A 15,483-nucleotide genomic window follows, 5' to 3' on the forward strand; every position below is an offset into this window, starting at 1 on the left:
TGCTGGGGGTTCGGGTGGGGGGAGCGAGCGGGTGGTCAGGAGCGGGTGACGACGGTTTCGTGCGGGGGCAGGCCGCTGTCTCGGCGGGCGACGTCCCCGGACTGTTCGGCTTCGCCGCCCTCGTCGCGTTCGTCGAGGGCGATCTGTACGACCGTCGGTTCGTGGTCGCGGCGTACGAGGATGCCGCGTCCCGGGTCGGCGCGCCGGGCGCGCTGGTCGCCGAGGAGGACGCCCTCGCGGTGGTCCCCGGACAGGACGAGGCCGCTGGTGCCGTTCTCCTTGAGCCTGCTCAGCAGGGAGTCGGAGAGCAGGGCGCGTCCGGCGCCGCCGACCCGGCGGGCGAGGACGAGGTGGAAGCCCAGTTCCTCGCCCTGCGGAATGAACGGGGCGAGCGCGGCGAGCGGTCCCTGCCCCATGCCTCCGGCGGCGAGGTCGTAGTCGTCCGCGACGAGGTACAGCTCGGGTCCCTGCCACCAACTGCGGTCCGCGAGTTCGGCGGCCGTGATGTCCGGCGGGGGCATCCGGTTGCGCAGGGTCTCGGCGAGAGCCTGGGCCTGGCCGGCGACGAGGTCGGCGTTGCCGCCGCGCGCGCCGATGTACTCGGGCGGGACGGCGTCGAGCAGGCTGTGCCGGTAGTCGACGACCATGAAGCGCGCCTCCTTCGCGGGGTAGCGGTCGGCGAGCCCGCGCATCCAGGCGCGCAGGAAGGCGGTCTTGCCGGAGCCGGAGTCGCCGAGGACGACGAAGTGCGGTGCGCCCGAGGTGAGGTCGAGGCCGACCGGGGTGAGGTCGGACTCGCGCAGCCCGATGGGCACCTCGCGTCCGCTCAGGCCGGGGCCGTGGCCCTCCCAGCGGCCGGCGGACGCGGGGGCGGCGGCGGCCAGTTCGCGCACGGTGACGCGGCGGGGCAGGACGCGCAGCGCCGGGGCCGCCGGCCGCTTCCAGGCGGCGGCGATCGCGGCGACGAGGTCGCGCTCGGCCTCGGCGAGCCCTTCGGCCGAGTCCACACCGTCGAGGCGGGGAAGTGCCACGTGGTGGGTGAGGCCGGGCGGCAGGATGCCGCGTCCGGGCAGGCCCTGTCCGATGCCGCGGGCGGCCTGGCGGTTGATCTCGGACTCGGTGGGGTCGTTGAGGCGCAGTTCGAGGCGGCCGGGGATGCTGTCGCGCAGTCCGACGCGTATCTCGGCCCAGCGGTTGGCGGTGAGCCACAGGTGGACGCCGACGCCGAGCCCACGCGCGGCGATGTCGGTGAGCGCGGCGGCCGCGTCGTCCTCGGCGGCGTGCAGGGCCGCCCAGTTGTCGACGACGAGGACGACGTCGGCGCCCCGCACGCCCTCCGGGAGGTCGCCGGCGAGGCGGCGGGAGCGCAGCTCGGCGGCGGACTGGATGCGCAGCTCACGGAACATCGTCTCGCGGGCGCTGATGAGGCGGCCGACCTCGGCGAGGACCCGGCGCACGCGTTCCTCGTCGCGGCGTCCGGCGATGCCCGCGACATGCGGGGCGTCGGCGAGCCCGTGGAGGGTGCCGCCGCCCATGTCGATGGCGTAGAACTGCACTTCGTCGGGGGTGTGGGTGAGCATCGCGCTGAGCATCGCGGTGCGCAGGAAGGTGGACTTCCCGCTCTGCGGGGCGCCGACGAGGGCGATGTGCCCCTGGCGTCCGGTGAGGTCGATGCCGATGGGGCGCTGTTCCTGGCGGGCCGGTACGTCGATGACGCCGGCGGGGAACTTGAGTGTGCCCGGCAGCGGCCACAGCGGCCCGACCAGACCGCGCTCGGGGTCCTCCTCCGGTTCGCCGAGCAGCGGCAGGAGGCCGAAGTGCGCGGGCAGCGGCGGCAGCCACACCCGGTGGCCGGGGGTGTCCTCGCCCAGCAGGCGCTCGACGGCGAGGGCGAGTTCGGTCGTGGTGCCCTTGCCGGTCCACTCCCAGTCCGGCTTCTCCTCCTGGGGGGCCGCCGGTGCGAGTTCGCCGTGGACGACGAAGGGGAGCGGGGCGAGGGCGGCGGCGGGTGCCTCGGGGTCGTGACGGTGGTAGGGCGCGGAGACGTGGGCGACGCGGAAGCGCTCGTAGACCGTCTCGTCGACCTTGAGGTAGGCGGAGCCGGGGATGGCGGGGAGGCTGTAGGCGTCGGGGGTGCCGAGGACGGCGCGGGACTCGGCGGCGCTGAAGGTGCGCAGGCCGATCCGGTAGGACAGGTGTGATTCGAGGCCGCGCAGGCGGCCCTCCTCCAGGCGCTGCGTGGCGAGGAGCAGGTGGATGCCCAGCGAGCGGCCGACCCGGCCGATCTGCACGAAGAGGTCGATGAAGTCGGGCCGCTGGGAGAGGAGTTCGCCGAACTCGTCGACGACGACGAGCAGGTGCGGCAGAGGTTCGAGTGGGCGGCCCTCGGAGTCGGTGCCGCCGGCTTCGCGGCGCAGCTGGTACTCCCGCACGGAGTCGGCGTTGCCCGCCTCGCGCAGCATCCGCTGACGGCGCTGCTGTTCGCCCTGGAGAGCCTGCCGCATCCGGTCGACGAGGGCGAGGTCGTCGGCGAGGTTGGTGATGAGGCCGGAGACGTGCGGGAGTTCGGTGACCCCGGCGAAGGTGGCGCCGCCCTTGAAGTCCACGAGGACGAGGGCGAGGTGTTCGGGCGAGTGGGTGAGGGCGAGCCCGGTGACCAGGGTGCGCAGCAGTTCGCTCTTGCCGGAGCCGGTGGCGCCGACGACGAGGCCGTGCGGTCCGACGCCGCCCTGGGCCGATTCCTTGAGGTCGAGGACGAGGGGCTGGCCGGTGCCGGTGACACCGATGGGGACGCTGAGCAGTTCGCGGTCGTCGGGGGCGTGGCGGCGCTCGCGCGGGTCGAAGGAGGCGATGTCGGCGATGCCGAGCATCCCGGAGAGCGACACGTGCTCGGAGAGGACCTGCTCGCGTTCGCCGGAGAGCTGGAGCGGGGCCAGGGCCCGGGCCGCGGCCTCCAGGACGCCGGGGTCGACGGTGTCGGCGGTGGCCTTCTCGACGCTCGCGTGCAGGGCGGGGTCGCGGCTCTCCAGGACGAGGCCGCCACGCGCGTCGGTACGGGCACGCACGTCGACGCGGCCCGGCTCCGAACGCTCCTCGTCCACGAGGCAGACGAGGTGCAGGCCGATGTCGGGGCCGGCCTCGGTGAGCAGGTCGTTCAGGAGCGGGGAGCGGGCCCAGGCGGCTTCGGGCTCGTAGTCGTCGAGGAAGACGACGAGGTGCCGGCGGGCGGCGGCGCCGCGCTGGGTGAGCAGCCTGTTGGCACGCTCGGCGCGGGCGAGGAGCGCCTGGTCGAGGAGGGCGCGGAGGTGGTCGTGCAGGCCGGTGAGGTCGTCGGCGAGCATCGGCACGATCTCCTGCTCGCGCGGGCGGCCCTCCTGCTCGGCGGGCTGGGCGTGCGGCAGCCACTTGGCCCAGTCCCAGGCGGCGTGACCGCCGGTGACGACGGCGACCCGCACGTCGTCCGGGGCGTGCAGCGTGGAGAGCTGGAGCAGCAGGGCCTGGGCGAGTTCGCGGCCCTTGGCACGGGGGCCGAGGACGCTGACGACGCCGGAGTTGCCGAGGTCGAGCCAGGCCGCCTGGTCCTCGACGGCGGAGTGCTGTTCGACGAGTTCGGCGGCGGCGTGGCGGCACGTGGTGTCGAGTTCGACGGTGGGGTCGCTCTGCTCGTGCAGGCGCAGCGGGGCGAGGGGCGGCACGGTGCCGGTGCCCGCGCGCAGGCGCAGGAAGTCGTCGTCGCCGGGGCGGCGTTCCCAGACCCGGCGGCGGCGCGTGGCGAGCGCCCAGAGCCGGTCGGGGTGCGGGTGGCGCCAGGCGTCGGCGGCGCGCTGCTCGGCGCGCGTGTGCAGGGCCTGCTTGCGTATCCCCGCGAGGTATTCCATGTACCGGTCGCGCTGGCGGAACTGGTTGCGGCGGCGGCTGCCGCGCAGTTGCATCCGCACGCCGATGGTGATGCCGACGGAGACCACGACGAAGGCCAGGCCGAGCAGGATCATCCAGGCCCGCCCGTAGGCGACCATGTACGCCGCCATGCTGACGCTGGAGAGCAGCGGGAGCAGGAGCATGAGCCAGCTCGCCGCGCCCTGCGGCTGGGGGCGCTGGGGCGGGGCGGCCAGCGTCGTTCCGCCCTGCGGGGCGGGGGGCGGCGTCATCCGGACGGGACGGTGGAAGGGGATTCGACTCACGGTGGCTGCCTAGCGGGCTGTCGTCGGACGGAGCGGGGTGCGGGTGGGGCGGGGTGCCGGGGCGCGCGGTGACGCGGGGTGGCTGGTGCGCCCCGGCCGGGGGCCGGGCGGGGCGCGGGCTCAGCCGGGGAAGGTCATGGTGATGGCCGTCTTGTTGGTGTCGGTCTCCTCGTCGGGCGGCGTGTCCTTGGGGGCGTCGTCACCGCCGCCGGCGGTGAGCGCGTCGTGGAACTTGTCGAAGCCGCTCTTGATGCCGTTCTCGACGAGGCTGTAGTTGTGCTCGGCGTCCGAGACGCCGCCGGCGAGTACGGGCAGGACGGCGGGGGTGTCGTCGTCCTTGAAGCCGAACAGCTCGCGCATGACGCGGTTCCACTCGTCCACGACGGCCTGGGCGTCGGAGGCAGCCTTGCCCTCCCAGCGCAGGCGCAGGCCGAAGATGCGGTCGCCGATGGCCTGGGAGGTCTTCGAGACCTCCTTGCTCAGCTCGACCAGTTTCCTCGCCGAGGAGTCCATCCCCTGCGGGGAGACTTTGAAGGTGGAGGAGTCGTAGTCGATCTCACCGCTGGCGGCCATGACGCACCTTTCCGGCGAAATGCGGTGCGCGATACGGGACTTGATCCCGTGCTCGGCACCACTCTCGCGCTGACAATTGCCCACATAAGTGGTAAGCCTGGCAGAGTTCTTCAGAACAGGTCCCCGGCCACCACGGCACCGCGGTGGTGCCGGGCAGACGAGGGAGTGAGCATGAGCGGCCCCATAGAGTCCGCGTACGACACGACGCCTTTGCCCGAGCCCGACGAGTCGGACGGCGACGGTTCGCAGGAGAAGAGCGCCGACAACGGCAAGGACCTCGGCGGCCTCGTCCCGGAGGACAAGGTCGCCTGGGAGACCGCGCCCTCCTTCAACCAGGATCCGCAGGACATCGGCGACGGCGGGGACCAGCCGGACAAGAAGGATCCGGGGCCGCCCGCCGGTGACTTCGGCGTGAGCCTCTCCTCGCTGCGCACCGCCGAGGCGTCCATGCTGGTCGAGGCGCGCGCGATGGTCGCCAAGTACGAGGAGGTGCGCACGCACGTCGTCGCCGCCAAGGACACCGTCTTCGGGCAGACCGCGAAGGACAAGCCCGACGACGGGGAGGGGCACACGAGCCTGGAAGCCGGCTACCATCCCCCCGCCGAGGCCTCCGACAACCCCTTCGCCCCGGCGGCCCGCGAGTTCGCCGCCGAGATGAACCCCGCGATGGAGCGCGCGCTGCTCCAGGTCGGCTCGGCACTGGAGAAGTTCGGCGAGTACATCGCCCTGGTCAACCACTCCGGGCAGGCCTACGGGCACACCGACCGCGAGTCGCGTTTCCCGGCTCCGCCCGGCAACGCCTGAGCCCCGCGTCCCCGCCGTCCCGCCCCGAGCGGGGCGGCCGGGAAGCCGGCGTAACAGCGCGCGGCGCACGCGTGGAGCGGCGGGCCGCCGGGCGGGGCGGGTCCCCGGGGCGGCACCGGCGCGTACCGGGACGCGCGGGCGCTCAGCCATGCGCGTCCCCGCCGCCGTGGTCGTGCACGTTGCGCTCGTTCTGCTCCTCGGCCGCGTGGTAGTTGTCGTAGCTCGTCTGCATCTTGACGATGATGTCCGCGAGGATGTTCCTGAGGTCGTTCTGGCACCGGTGGAACCAGGCCTCGACCTCGTCGAAGGTGCCGTAGGCGGGGGTGTTCCAGTCGGCGCCGACGCCCTTCATGGCGGCGTCGATGCCGTCCATGAGCTCGTTGACGTGCCTGGACGACGTGCGGACGTATCCGAGCGTGTCCCGCAGCTCCGCCAGGTCCGCCTTGAACTCCTCGAAGGTGATCTCCTCAGCCATGCGTGGCACACCTTCCTCTCCCCCGGTCCGCCGGGGTCTGCGGTCGCGACGCGGCGTACGGGACGCGAGCGGGGTGAAGGGGCGCGCCGGTCACAGCGTGCCCTCGGGCGGGAGATCGGCCGTCAGGAGCGTCGTGAGGAGCCCGGGTTCGGCGGCGGCCAGTCCGGCCGGACCGAGGTCGAGTTCCGCGACGCGCTGGGCGTGCCGTTCCGTCATCCGCTGGAATACCTGCCGCGCGCTGCGTCCGTTGCCGAAGCGCTCGCCGCGCGGCAGGGTCTCGAAGTAGCCGTGCAGCGCCTCCAGCGTCTCCGGCGCGCACGTGTACTCGTGGCGCGCCGCCTGGTACTCGACGATGCGCACCAGTTCGGGCGAGGAGTAGTCCTCGAAGTGGAGGGTGCGCGTGAAGCGGGAGGCGAGGCCCGCGTTGGAGCCGAGCAGGCGGTCCATCTCGCTGGGGTAGCCGGCCACGATGACGACGATCTCGTCGCGGTGGTCCTCCATGAGCTTCACGAGCGTCGAGACGGCCTCGGCGCCGAAGTCCGTCGCCTGCCCCTCCGGGACGAGGGAGTACGCCTCGTCGATGAAGAGCACACCGCCCAGGGCGCGCTTGAAGACGGCGGTGGTGCGGGGCGCGGTGTGGCCCACGTACTCGCCGACGAGGTCCCCTCGGTCGGTCTCGACGAGGTGGCCCCGGCTGAGCAGGCCGAGGGCGGCGAGGAAGCCGCCGTAGAGCCGGGCCACGGTGGTCTTGCCGGTGCCGGCGTTGCCCGCGAAGACGAGGTGGCGGCTGAGCGGCGGCGGAGCGAGCCCGGCGTCCTGGCGCACCTTGACCATCTGCATGAGCCGGGTCAGGGTCAGCACCTCGCGCTTGACGCCGTCCAGGCCGACGAGGCGGTCGAGTTCGGCGTGCAGTCCCGCGAGCCGGGCTGCGGCCTCGTCCTCGTCCCGCTCACCGGTCTCCTCGGCGTCCGGCTCCTTCTTCTCCGGCGCGCCCGGCGTGCGGCGCGCGGGCGTGGCGGTTCGCGCTGCGGGCGTGCGGTCCCCGTGGTCCAGTCCGGGCAGCAGCGGTTCGGTGACGTCCTCGACGCGGCAGTCCTCGGCGCGCACGGTGGCGCCCTCGGCGCGCAGCAGATCGCTCTCGGTGCCGGTGACGGTGCAGCGGCGCAGCAGGACGTCGGCGCGGGCGGCGGCGTAGACGGCGGGGAAGCGGCTGCCGCTGAACCGGCAGTCCTCGTAGCCGCCCTTGCCTCCCTCGTCGACGTACAGGGCGTTCTTCGCGGCGTCCTCGACCGTGAGGCCGCGCACCTCGGGGCGGGCCCCGGCGCGCACGACGAGCCCGCTGCCGCCGGGGGCGGTCACGGTACCGTCCCGGACGACGGCGGTGCTCTCCTCCTCCAGGAGGATTCCGGCGCCGCTGCTGCCGGTGACCGTCACGGCCTCCAGGACGGCCCCCGTGCCGGGTCCGACCCGGATGCCGTTCTCGGCGCTTTCGGAGACCGTGCAGCGGGCGAGGAGGGGGCGGTGGCTGGTGCGCAGGCGGACGCCGTCGCGGCCACCGGTCAGGCGGCACTCGCGCAGGGCGGCATCGCCGTCCTCGACGACGACGGCGGCCAGCTCGGCGCCGCTCACCTCGCAGCCGGTGGCGAGGAGTTCCGCGCGCGCGGTGACGCGCAGCCCGTACTCGGGGGTGCCGGTGACGAGGCAGTCACGGGCGTCCAGGCGGGCGGAACCGCCGAGGTGGACGGCCGTGTAGGCGGTGTCGCGGACGGTGCAGCCGGTGAGCGCGAGGTCGGGCTCACCGACCGCGTAGAGGCCGTTGGCTCCGGTACGGGCGAGGGTGCACTCGCGGGCGGTCACCTGCGCGGTGCCGCGCACCACGAGGGCGCTGTCGGCGCAGTCCACGGCTCGCAGGGAGACCAGTTCGCCGCGTGCCTCGCCCGTGAGCAGGACGGCGGCGCCGTCGGTGTGGTGGACATGGCAGTCGTCGAGCCGGATGGCGCTGCCGTCCTCGGCGAGCACCCCGGCGCCGGTGGTGCGGAAGATCTCACAGGCCCGCAGGCGGACGCCGTGCCCCACGGCGCCGTCGCCCCGCGCCGCGTCCCGGGCGGCGTCAGCAGCATGCCGACCGGCGGTGTCCCGGGTCCACAGGCCCTGGCCGCCCGCCTGGTGGAGGCGGCACTCGTCGAGGCTCGCGGTGGCGTGGCCGGCGACGAGGACGGCCGATTCACCGCACGCGCGTACCTCGCAGCGGCTCAGGCGCGCGTGTGCCCCGCCGGTGACGAGGACGCCGTGGCCGGTGACGCCGTCGATCAGGGAGCCGGCCGCCTCGACGCGCGCCTCGTCCTCGACGCGCAGCCCCTCGCCGGTGCCTCCGGCGAGGGTCACGTTCTCCAGCACGGCGCGGGCGGTGCCGGTCAGGCGCAGCGAGGCAGCGCCCGAGCGCCGCACGGCGCAGTCGGCGAGCACGGCGCGTGCCGTCCCGGCGATCTCGACGCGCCCGCCGGTGATCTCGCACTCCCGCAGCTCGGGTTCGCCGCCGCGCAGCAGGACGGCGGGCTCGCGGGTCGTGTCGGACTCGACGGTGAAACCGCGTATCTCGGCGTGCCCCGCGTGCACGGTGAGGGCCGGCCCGCGGGCCGCGACGAGCCGTACGACGCCCTTGGCGACGAGGCGGACGTCCCGGTCCAGGACCAGGCTCTCGGTGTACGTGCCGGCCTGCACGGTGACGACGGCACCGGGCTTGGCCGCCCGCACCGCCGAGCCGATCGTGCGGTGGCCGCCCCAGCTTCCCGGCGCGACGCGCTCGGCCGCGAGCCTCATCGGGTTTCCGTCCGCCGAGCCCCGGCCCGGTGGTCCCACGGCTGCCGCGCCGCCGTCCGGAGGGAGCCGGGCGGGGCGGGTGCGGGGCGCGAGCCGGGCCTCACAGGCTGCTCCCGAGGTTGGCGAGCGTGTCGAAGAGGCCGAAGACCCCGGCGGCGAGCGGGACGGAGACGACCGCCAGGAAGGTGGCGAGGCCGCCCGGCCAGCTCGGCCGCTCCTGCTCGGCGGGGCGCAGGGCCGCGCCGAAGGCGAGGAAGAGGCCGCAGGCGAGCAGGACGACCCCGGCGGCGAAGGCGCCGAGCGGCCCGGCCGTCCGCGAGTCGAGGACGTACTCGGGAACGCGCACGGCGAGCGCGAGCAGCCCGAGGACGGCCGCCGCGAGCTGCGGGCCCACCGCGCTGAGCACGCGGACGGTCCCCGCCTGGAAGAGCAGGCCGAGGCTGACGCACGTGACGAGCGCGAGGCCGTAGACGTCGTCGGTGAAGGCGAGCACGAGGAGGGAGACGGCGAGTCCGGCCGAGGTCGCGGCGCTGAGCGTGGTGAGCAGCCGGTTGCCGCGCCGTACGACGGCCGCCACGTCGTCCGCGTCGATGACGGCAGCGCCGGTGTCCGCGTGCGTCGGGACGAGCACGGCGATCTGGCTGGTGAGCCGGGGCAGCAGCCCGGCGAGCAGGAACAGCACCGAGGCCAGCACGGCGGCCGAGCCGACGGCACCCGCGTGCAGCAGGGCCAGCGGGACGACGAACAGCGCCGCGACGACGGTGAAGAGCTGCAGGAGCACGGTGGCGGCCGTGGGCAGGGCGAGGAGTCCGGCGAACGCACCGACGACAGCCGCGAGGGCGACCACCACCGGCGTCGCGTGCGGGCCGTGCAGGGGGGCGCCGAGCCCGGCGACCGCCATCAGGGGGCAGGCGGCGAGGGCGACGAGACGGCGCACCACGGGCGGCACCGGCCAGTTCTTGCGGGTGGCGTACCAGGCCAGGAGCGCGCAGGCGGGCGACGTGAGCGCGACGAGCACCCAGGACGTGTGCGTCAGCCGGTACGCGCCGAGCCACGACGCCGAGCCGAGTACCACGAGGAGCCCGGCGAGCACGACGCTCTGCGCGCGTCGCCGCGCGTCCCACAGCGCGCCGTCCCTGCGGGCCTCCGCGACCTGCTCGTCCAGGTCGGTGACGTGCAACTCGTCACGCTCGGAGGCGCGTTGGTCGCGCAGGTAGAGCACGGCGCCGTCGAGGACGCCCGCCGCCGCGAGCGAGGAACCGGGGGCGAGAGGTGCGCCGCCGGACTCGGCGAGCGACCAGACGGGGGCCAGGTCCTCGGGCTCCGACTGGCCGCACAGGGTGGCGAGCCGGGGGGTGTACTCGGCGATGGGGGCCTGCGCGGGAAGCGCGAGGTCGACGCGTCTGCGCTCGCCGACCACGGTGACCCGGCAGCGTTCATCGGGCACGGATGTTTCCTTCGGTGTGAGCGTACGGGGCCGTATCTGCGGTGTGCGTACGAAGCCGCCGGGAGGGGACGAGGCCGCCGGCACGCGAGCCGGGGTGGATTCAGTGCCGCCAGGTCGACACGTTCGACCACTCGGCGTCGCTGTAGTTGTTCCAGTTGACGTGCATCGCCTGGGCGATGCGGCCGAGCACGCCGTCAGGCCCGAAGAGTCCGTCGGCGGCCAGGTCCCACTCGTTCTGGAGGTCCTGGTAGTACGTCGCCGCCTGGCTCTCTCGCCAGGCGTCGGCGAGCGGGGCGAGCTGCGACTTGAGCGCCTGGAGTTCGCCGGAGATCTCTCCGGCCCTGGCGTTGAGCGTGCCACCGGCGGCGGCGAGGCCCTCACCGACGTAGATCGGCGTACCGTCGACATTGGGCATGGCTTCTCCTCGGTCGTGCCCGGACCGTGGCCCACGCGGGCCGCACCGGGCAGCGGGTCAGCTGAAGTTGGTTCCCGACGGCGCCTTCGGCACGTCCTGGCCGAGCGCGACGAGGTTGTTGATGTTCTGCTGCTCGGATTCCTTGTAGTTCACGTAGTTGCCCTGAAGGCCCTTGGAGATGCCCTCCAGCGCGTCGTGCAGCATCCGCGCGTAGACGTCGTACTCGGCCATGAGGGTCTGGAACTGGGTGTGGGCGATCCCCTGCCAACTCGCCTCCAGGCTCTGCACGTACGTCTTCAGCTCACCGAGCTGGGTCGCGATCTCGGTCGCGGTACCGGCCGTGTTGCTGGACGCCTTGGCCAGGTACTCCGGGGTCACGCGATACGTGACGCCTCCGACGCTCACGGGGGGCTGGTCAGCCATGGTCTTCCGCCCTTCTCGCCTGCTGTCGCGATCATCCAAACATCCCAGGAGGTCACCGCCTCACCCCGTGGACCCCACTGAGCAGTCCCTGAACACCACGTGAGCACACGGGCCGACGTGACGTGGTGTGTGTGCCGGCGGCCCGGTGGACACCCCGCTCCCGCTCGTCGTCGGCGCCCGCGGTGACCGCCGCGCCGGAGCCCGCGCTCGCCGCCCTGAGTGCGACCGCACCTATTGCGCCTTGATGGCGCCGAGCAGGTTCAGGTGCGCGGCGCGGCGGGCGGGCCAGAGGGCGGCGAGCATTCCCACCAGGCCGGCCAGCGCCAGGAAGAGGATCAGGTGTCCCCAGGGCACGACCAGCGCGAATCCGGGCATGTCAGAGGCGAGGAGCCGGCTTCCGGCCCACCCGAAGAAGGTGCCGAGCACGACACCGAGCAGGCCGCCGAAGAGGGAGATGGCCAGGGATTCCAGGCGCACCATGCGCTTGGCCTGGTGTGTGCCCAGCCCGACGGCGCGCAGCATGCCGATTTCCGGAGCTCGTTCGGCCACCGACATGGCCAAGGTGTTGACGACACCGAGGACAGCCACGATCACGGCCATCGCGAGCAGCCCGTAGAGGAGATTGAGCATCGTGGTGGTACCGCGGGCGATGGAGTCGGAGACGTCCTGCTTGCTCTGGACGAGCACGGCCGGGTTGTCGCCGAGCGCCTTGGCGATGCGCCGCTTGGCGGTGTCGCCGGGGCCGCTTTCGGTCTTCACCAGGATCTGCCGGGCGGTCGTCGTCTTCAGGTGCGGGTCGAGGGTGCGGGTGTCGGTGATGATGCCGCTCAGCAGGTCGTCGGCTCGATAGATGCCGACGACGGTCAACTGGCCCCGTGCTCCGTCCGGATAGGTGACCGGCACCGTGCTGCCGGTGTGCCATCCGCGCTGCTGTGCGGTGTCCGTGGAGACGATGACGCCGCGGCCGCCGAAGCGGGCGAGCGAGCCGTCGCTGAAGTCGGGCCGGAGCAGGCGGCGGATGGTGGCCGCGTCGACGCCGGTCACGAAGGTCTCCCGGCCGGTGACGCGGACCGGGACCTCGCGCAGCGGACTGACGGCGCTCACCCCGTCCGACTCCGCGAGGCGCTTCTCCACCACCCCGGAGAGCGGCTCGTAGGTGGCCGTCCGCACGACGTAGTCGGCCGAGAGGGCGGCGGTGGCCCGCTCATCGATGCCGCGTTGGCCGCTGACCGCGAGCACCGTCAGCGCGGTGACGAGGGTGAGGCCGATGGTGAGGGCCGAGGCCGTGGCCGCGGTGCGGCGCGGATTGCGCAGCACGTTCTCCCGGGCGAGCTTGCCGCAGACGCCGAAGGCGCGCAGCACGGGTGCGGCGGCGGCGAGGAAAGGGCGGGACAACAGGGGAGTCAGGACGACGACGCCGGTCATCAGGACGGCACCGCCCAGCACCATGACGAACTGGCCCTCGTCCATGGTCATTCCCGTCGCGCCCAGCACAGTGGCGGTGCCGGCCACGGTGATCAGAACACCGAGGACGTTGCGCAGGAGGAGGGAGCGAGGGGTGGCCGCCGCGTGCACGCTGCCCAGCGCCGCCACCGGCGCGGTCCTCGCGGCGCGGCGGCCCGGGAGCCACGCGGCCAGCATCGTGATGCCGATCCCGAGGGCGAGCGAGGTGATGACCGTGGCCGGGGTGACGGCCACAGGGCCGTCGGGCAAGGTGTGGCCCCCCTTTGCCAGGGAGGAGGTCAGCGGTCCCAGCGCCGCGCCGATGCCGATGCCGGCGGCGAGTCCCGCGACCGAGGCCACCAGACCGACGACGAACGCCTCGATGAGGACAGAGCGGCTCACCTGGCGGCGGGTGGCGCCCACCGCGCGCAGCAGGGCCAATTCCCTGGTGCGCTGGGTGACGAGCATGGTGAACGTGTTGGCGATGAGGAAGATCCCGACGAACAGCGCGACACCGGCGAAGGCCAGCAGGGTGGTTCGCAGGCTGGTCAGGCTGCTCTCGACCCTGAGGGCGCGTTCTTCGGCGATTTCTCGTCCGGTGGTCGAGCGGAGGCCCTCAGGGAGCATCGTGTCGACGGCTGCCGCCAACTCGGTCTGGGAGGTGCCCGCTGCGGCCTCGACATCGATCTCGGTGAACGTCCCCGGCCGGGTGAACAGGTGCTGCGCTGTGGGCGTGTCGAACAGGGCGAGCGTGCCGCCCGCGGCGACCTCACCGCTGTCCGTGGTGAAGATGCCGACCAGCCGCGGTGTGCGCACCGGCCCGTCGACCGACAGGCGGACGGTGTCACCGATACGGTACTCCGCCCGCTCGGCCGTGCTGACGTCGAGAGCCACCTCGTCCGGCCCGTGCGGGAAGCGGCCGCCCTTGAGCGGGTAGCGGGCATCCGAGGCTCCGTCGGCACCGTTGTCGACGGTGTAGTTGGCGCCCTGGGTGGACCATCCCGCACCCACCAGCTCACCGTCCCTGCCGGCCACGGCGGTGAACCCGGAGACCACCGAGGTCACCGACCGCACGCCGGGCGCCCTCGCCATCCGGCGTACGAGTTCCGGCGTCAGCTCAGGGGCTGTACCCGGCCCGGTACGAGCGCCGTCCGACCGGACGGCGACGTCCACGCGGTCGGACGCCTTCTCCGCGCTGTTCCGGTAGGCGGCGGAGACGGTCGAGGTGAAGACCAGGGTGCCGGCGACGAAGGCCACGCCGAGTGTCACGGCGAGGACGGTCATCAGCAGCCTGGCCTTGTGTGCGAGCACATTACGCAGGGCGGTACGGAACATGGGCGATCGGTCCTCAGGGGAGGAGAGGGCTACCGGGCACGGAGAGTCCACAGGTGGGCAGGGGTTCCTGCGGGTGTGGGAGCGGGACGGTGGGCTCGGCCCTCGTCCCGCTCCCCTCGATCATCCGCCGGGACAAGGCTCCTGCGGATCAACCGGAATGCCGAACGGCCTGGACCTCATGGATCGGCCGAAAAGCCGAGGTGGCCTACCCGGGACCGTCGTAACGTGGGGTGGCATGATCCCTGCATTCCGCGACCGCTCCGGCACACATCAGGTCCTGCTCGTGCTGGCAGGCGCAGCCGTCCTCACCCTGCTGGTCGCCGAGGGGCTCAACACCGGCTTCGCCCCGACCGCAGCGGCCACCATCGTCACCGGTGGCCTGAGCATGGCGGCTCTCTTCGTCCCGGCCGCGCGCTTTCTCCCGGTCGCCGGCTGCGCCGTGGCCTCCTCCCTCGCACTGTCGGTGGCCGAACTGCAACTGGCTCAGCGGCCCGAGAACACTCCGGGGCTGACGGAACTGTGCGCTCTCCTACTGGTGGTCGCCCGCACCGTGCGCCTTCACTCCCCGGTGCGGATCATCGCTCTGGCTCCCCCGACCGGCGTGGCTGCCCTGCTGCTGCTCTTCCGGGTTCCGGGAACCGAGTACGAGCCGGTGAAGACCATCGGAGCGCCGGCGGTCCTCTTCGGTTTCGTGCTGATGATCGGCCTGGGCCTGTATCTGCGGCTCGCCGACACCCTGCGCGACCGCGACCGTCAGACCGCGGAGCAGGCTGCCCGCCAGACCGAACGGCTGGAGCACGCCAGGGAGTTGCACGACTTCGTGGCCCATCATGTCACCGCGATCGTCGCGCAGGCCAAAGCCGCCCGCTACGTCACCTCGGCCGGCGAGGCACTGGCCCCCGCGGACTTGGACCGGGTACTCGCCGGGATCGAGGAAGCCGGTTCGCAGGCGATGCAGTCCATGCGCGGCATGGTCTCGATGCTGCGCACTCCCAGGGAGCCGGCCGCCATCCGCCCCGACAGTGCTCTCACGTGCGTGCGCGGCCTCGTCGAGAGCTTCGCGGCCGCAGGCCGGCCGGCCCGGCTCACCCTGGATCCCCGGCTCGCGGAACGTTCCGTGCCGCCGGAGATCAGCACCACCGTGCACCGTCTGGTGCAGGAATCGCTCACCAACATCCGCAAGTACACGGACACCTCCGCACAGGTCACCGTGGACATCCGGCTCCGCGCGGACGACCCGGGTCGGCTGGACGTCCTGGTGACGGACGACGGCCGGGCCGCGGACGGCCCGGCGTTCCACCCACGGGCCGGCACGCCCGGCGGTCCACCGGCCACCTGGAGCGACACGGACCTCATCCGCCGGCCCAGTCCCGGCCGACAGCGCGGCGGCTACGGCCTCATCGGACTGGCCGAACGGATCGAGGCCATCGGCGGACACTTCATCGCGGGGCCCCGGCGCGGGGCCCCAGGCTGGGAGGTCGGTGCCGAGATCCCTCTCCCACCGTCGTCGCAAGGGAGTTGACCATGACGCCGGGGCTGGGAATCCCCATCATCTCTGCGATCATGG

The 15,483-nt window shown here is 73.2% G+C and carries 10 protein-coding genes; 2 read left to right on the forward strand and 8 right to left on the reverse strand.

Features of this window, described 5'->3' with window-relative positions; translation table 11 throughout:
• Positions 1-35 precede the first annotated feature (35 nt).
• Positions 36-4,181 carry a type VII secretion protein EccCa gene (gene eccCa / locus NX794_RS20245; protein WP_258780007.1) on the reverse strand — a complete coding sequence of 1,382 codons (4,146 nt, stop codon included), beginning with the start codon at positions 4,179-4,181 and terminating at the stop codon, positions 36-38.
• 120 nt (positions 4,182-4,301) lie between these two features.
• Complete coding sequence (locus NX794_RS20250; protein ID WP_258780008.1) at positions 4,302-4,754, reverse strand: WXG100 family type VII secretion target; 453 nt, start codon at positions 4,752-4,754, stop codon at positions 4,302-4,304.
• Between the two features lie 171 nt (positions 4,755-4,925).
• On the opposite strand from NX794_RS20250, the gene NX794_RS20255 reads away from it, so the two are divergent.
• Positions 4,926-5,558 carry a hypothetical protein gene (locus tag NX794_RS20255; protein WP_258780009.1) on the forward strand — a complete coding sequence of 211 codons (633 nt, stop codon included), beginning with the start codon at positions 4,926-4,928 and terminating at the stop codon, positions 5,556-5,558.
• Positions 5,559-5,700: 142 nt separating this feature from the next.
• On the opposite strand, the gene NX794_RS20260 is transcribed toward NX794_RS20255, so the two are convergent.
• From NX794_RS20260 to NX794_RS20285, 6 genes are all read right to left on the reverse strand, one after another.
• Positions 5,701-6,033, reverse strand: a complete 333-nt coding sequence (locus NX794_RS20260; RefSeq protein ID WP_258780010.1) for a WXG100 family type VII secretion target — start codon at positions 6,031-6,033, stop codon at positions 5,701-5,703.
• Positions 6,034-6,123: 90 nt separating this feature from the next.
• Entirely contained in the window at positions 6,124-8,853 is a 2,730-nt protein-coding gene (locus NX794_RS20265; RefSeq protein WP_258780011.1) for a right-handed parallel beta-helix repeat-containing protein, read from the reverse strand.
• Positions 8,854-8,953: 100 nt separating this feature from the next.
• Positions 8,954-10,300, reverse strand: a complete 1,347-nt coding sequence (gene eccD / locus NX794_RS20270) for a type VII secretion integral membrane protein EccD (protein WP_258780012.1) — start codon at positions 10,298-10,300, stop codon at positions 8,954-8,956.
• 100 nt (positions 10,301-10,400) lie between these two features.
• Complete coding sequence (locus NX794_RS20275; RefSeq protein ID WP_258780013.1) at positions 10,401-10,715, reverse strand: WXG100 family type VII secretion target; 315 nt, start codon at positions 10,713-10,715, stop codon at positions 10,401-10,403.
• Positions 10,716-10,772: 57 nt separating this feature from the next.
• Complete coding sequence (locus NX794_RS20280; RefSeq protein WP_258780014.1) at positions 10,773-11,138, reverse strand: WXG100 family type VII secretion target; 366 nt, start codon at positions 11,136-11,138, stop codon at positions 10,773-10,775.
• Between the two features lie 231 nt (positions 11,139-11,369).
• Positions 11,370-13,916, reverse strand: coding sequence for an ABC transporter permease (locus NX794_RS20285; protein WP_258780015.1), 2,547 nt, complete (start codon positions 13,914-13,916; stop codon positions 11,370-11,372).
• Positions 13,917-14,151: 235 nt separating this feature from the next.
• Here NX794_RS20285 and NX794_RS20290 point away from each other — a divergent pair, with 235 nt between their 5' ends.
• Entirely contained in the window at positions 14,152-15,438 is a 1,287-nt protein-coding gene (locus NX794_RS20290) for a sensor histidine kinase (RefSeq protein ID WP_258780016.1), read from the forward strand.
• Positions 15,439-15,483 lie beyond the last annotated feature (45 nt).

The organism is Streptomyces pyxinicus (assembly GCF_024753135.1).
GTDB classification, from domain to species: domain Bacteria; phylum Actinomycetota; class Actinomycetes; order Streptomycetales; family Streptomycetaceae; genus Streptomyces; species Streptomyces pyxinicus.

Coding starts and splice junctions, on each gene's coding strand:
- NX794_RS20250 (WP_258780008.1), bottom strand. CDS start 4,754: ATGGCCGCCAGCGGTGAGATCGACTACGACTCCTCCACCTTCAAAGTC.
- NX794_RS20255 (WP_258780009.1), top strand. CDS start 4,926: ATGAGCGGCCCCATAGAGTCCGCGTACGACACGACGCCTTTGCCCGAG.
- NX794_RS20260 (WP_258780010.1), bottom strand. CDS start 6,033: ATGGCTGAGGAGATCACCTTCGAGGAGTTCAAGGCGGACCTGGCGGAG.
- NX794_RS20265 (WP_258780011.1), bottom strand. CDS start 8,853: ATGAGGCTCGCGGCCGAGCGCGTCGCGCCGGGAAGCTGGGGCGGCCAC.
- NX794_RS20275 (WP_258780013.1), bottom strand. CDS start 10,715: ATGCCCAATGTCGACGGTACGCCGATCTACGTCGGTGAGGGCCTCGCC.
- NX794_RS20280 (WP_258780014.1), bottom strand. CDS start 11,138: ATGGCTGACCAGCCCCCCGTGAGCGTCGGAGGCGTCACGTATCGCGTG.
- NX794_RS20285 (WP_258780015.1), bottom strand. CDS start 13,916: ATGTTCCGTACCGCCCTGCGTAATGTGCTCGCACACAAGGCCAGGCTG.
- NX794_RS20290 (WP_258780016.1), top strand. CDS start 14,152: ATGATCCCTGCATTCCGCGACCGCTCCGGCACACATCAGGTCCTGCTC.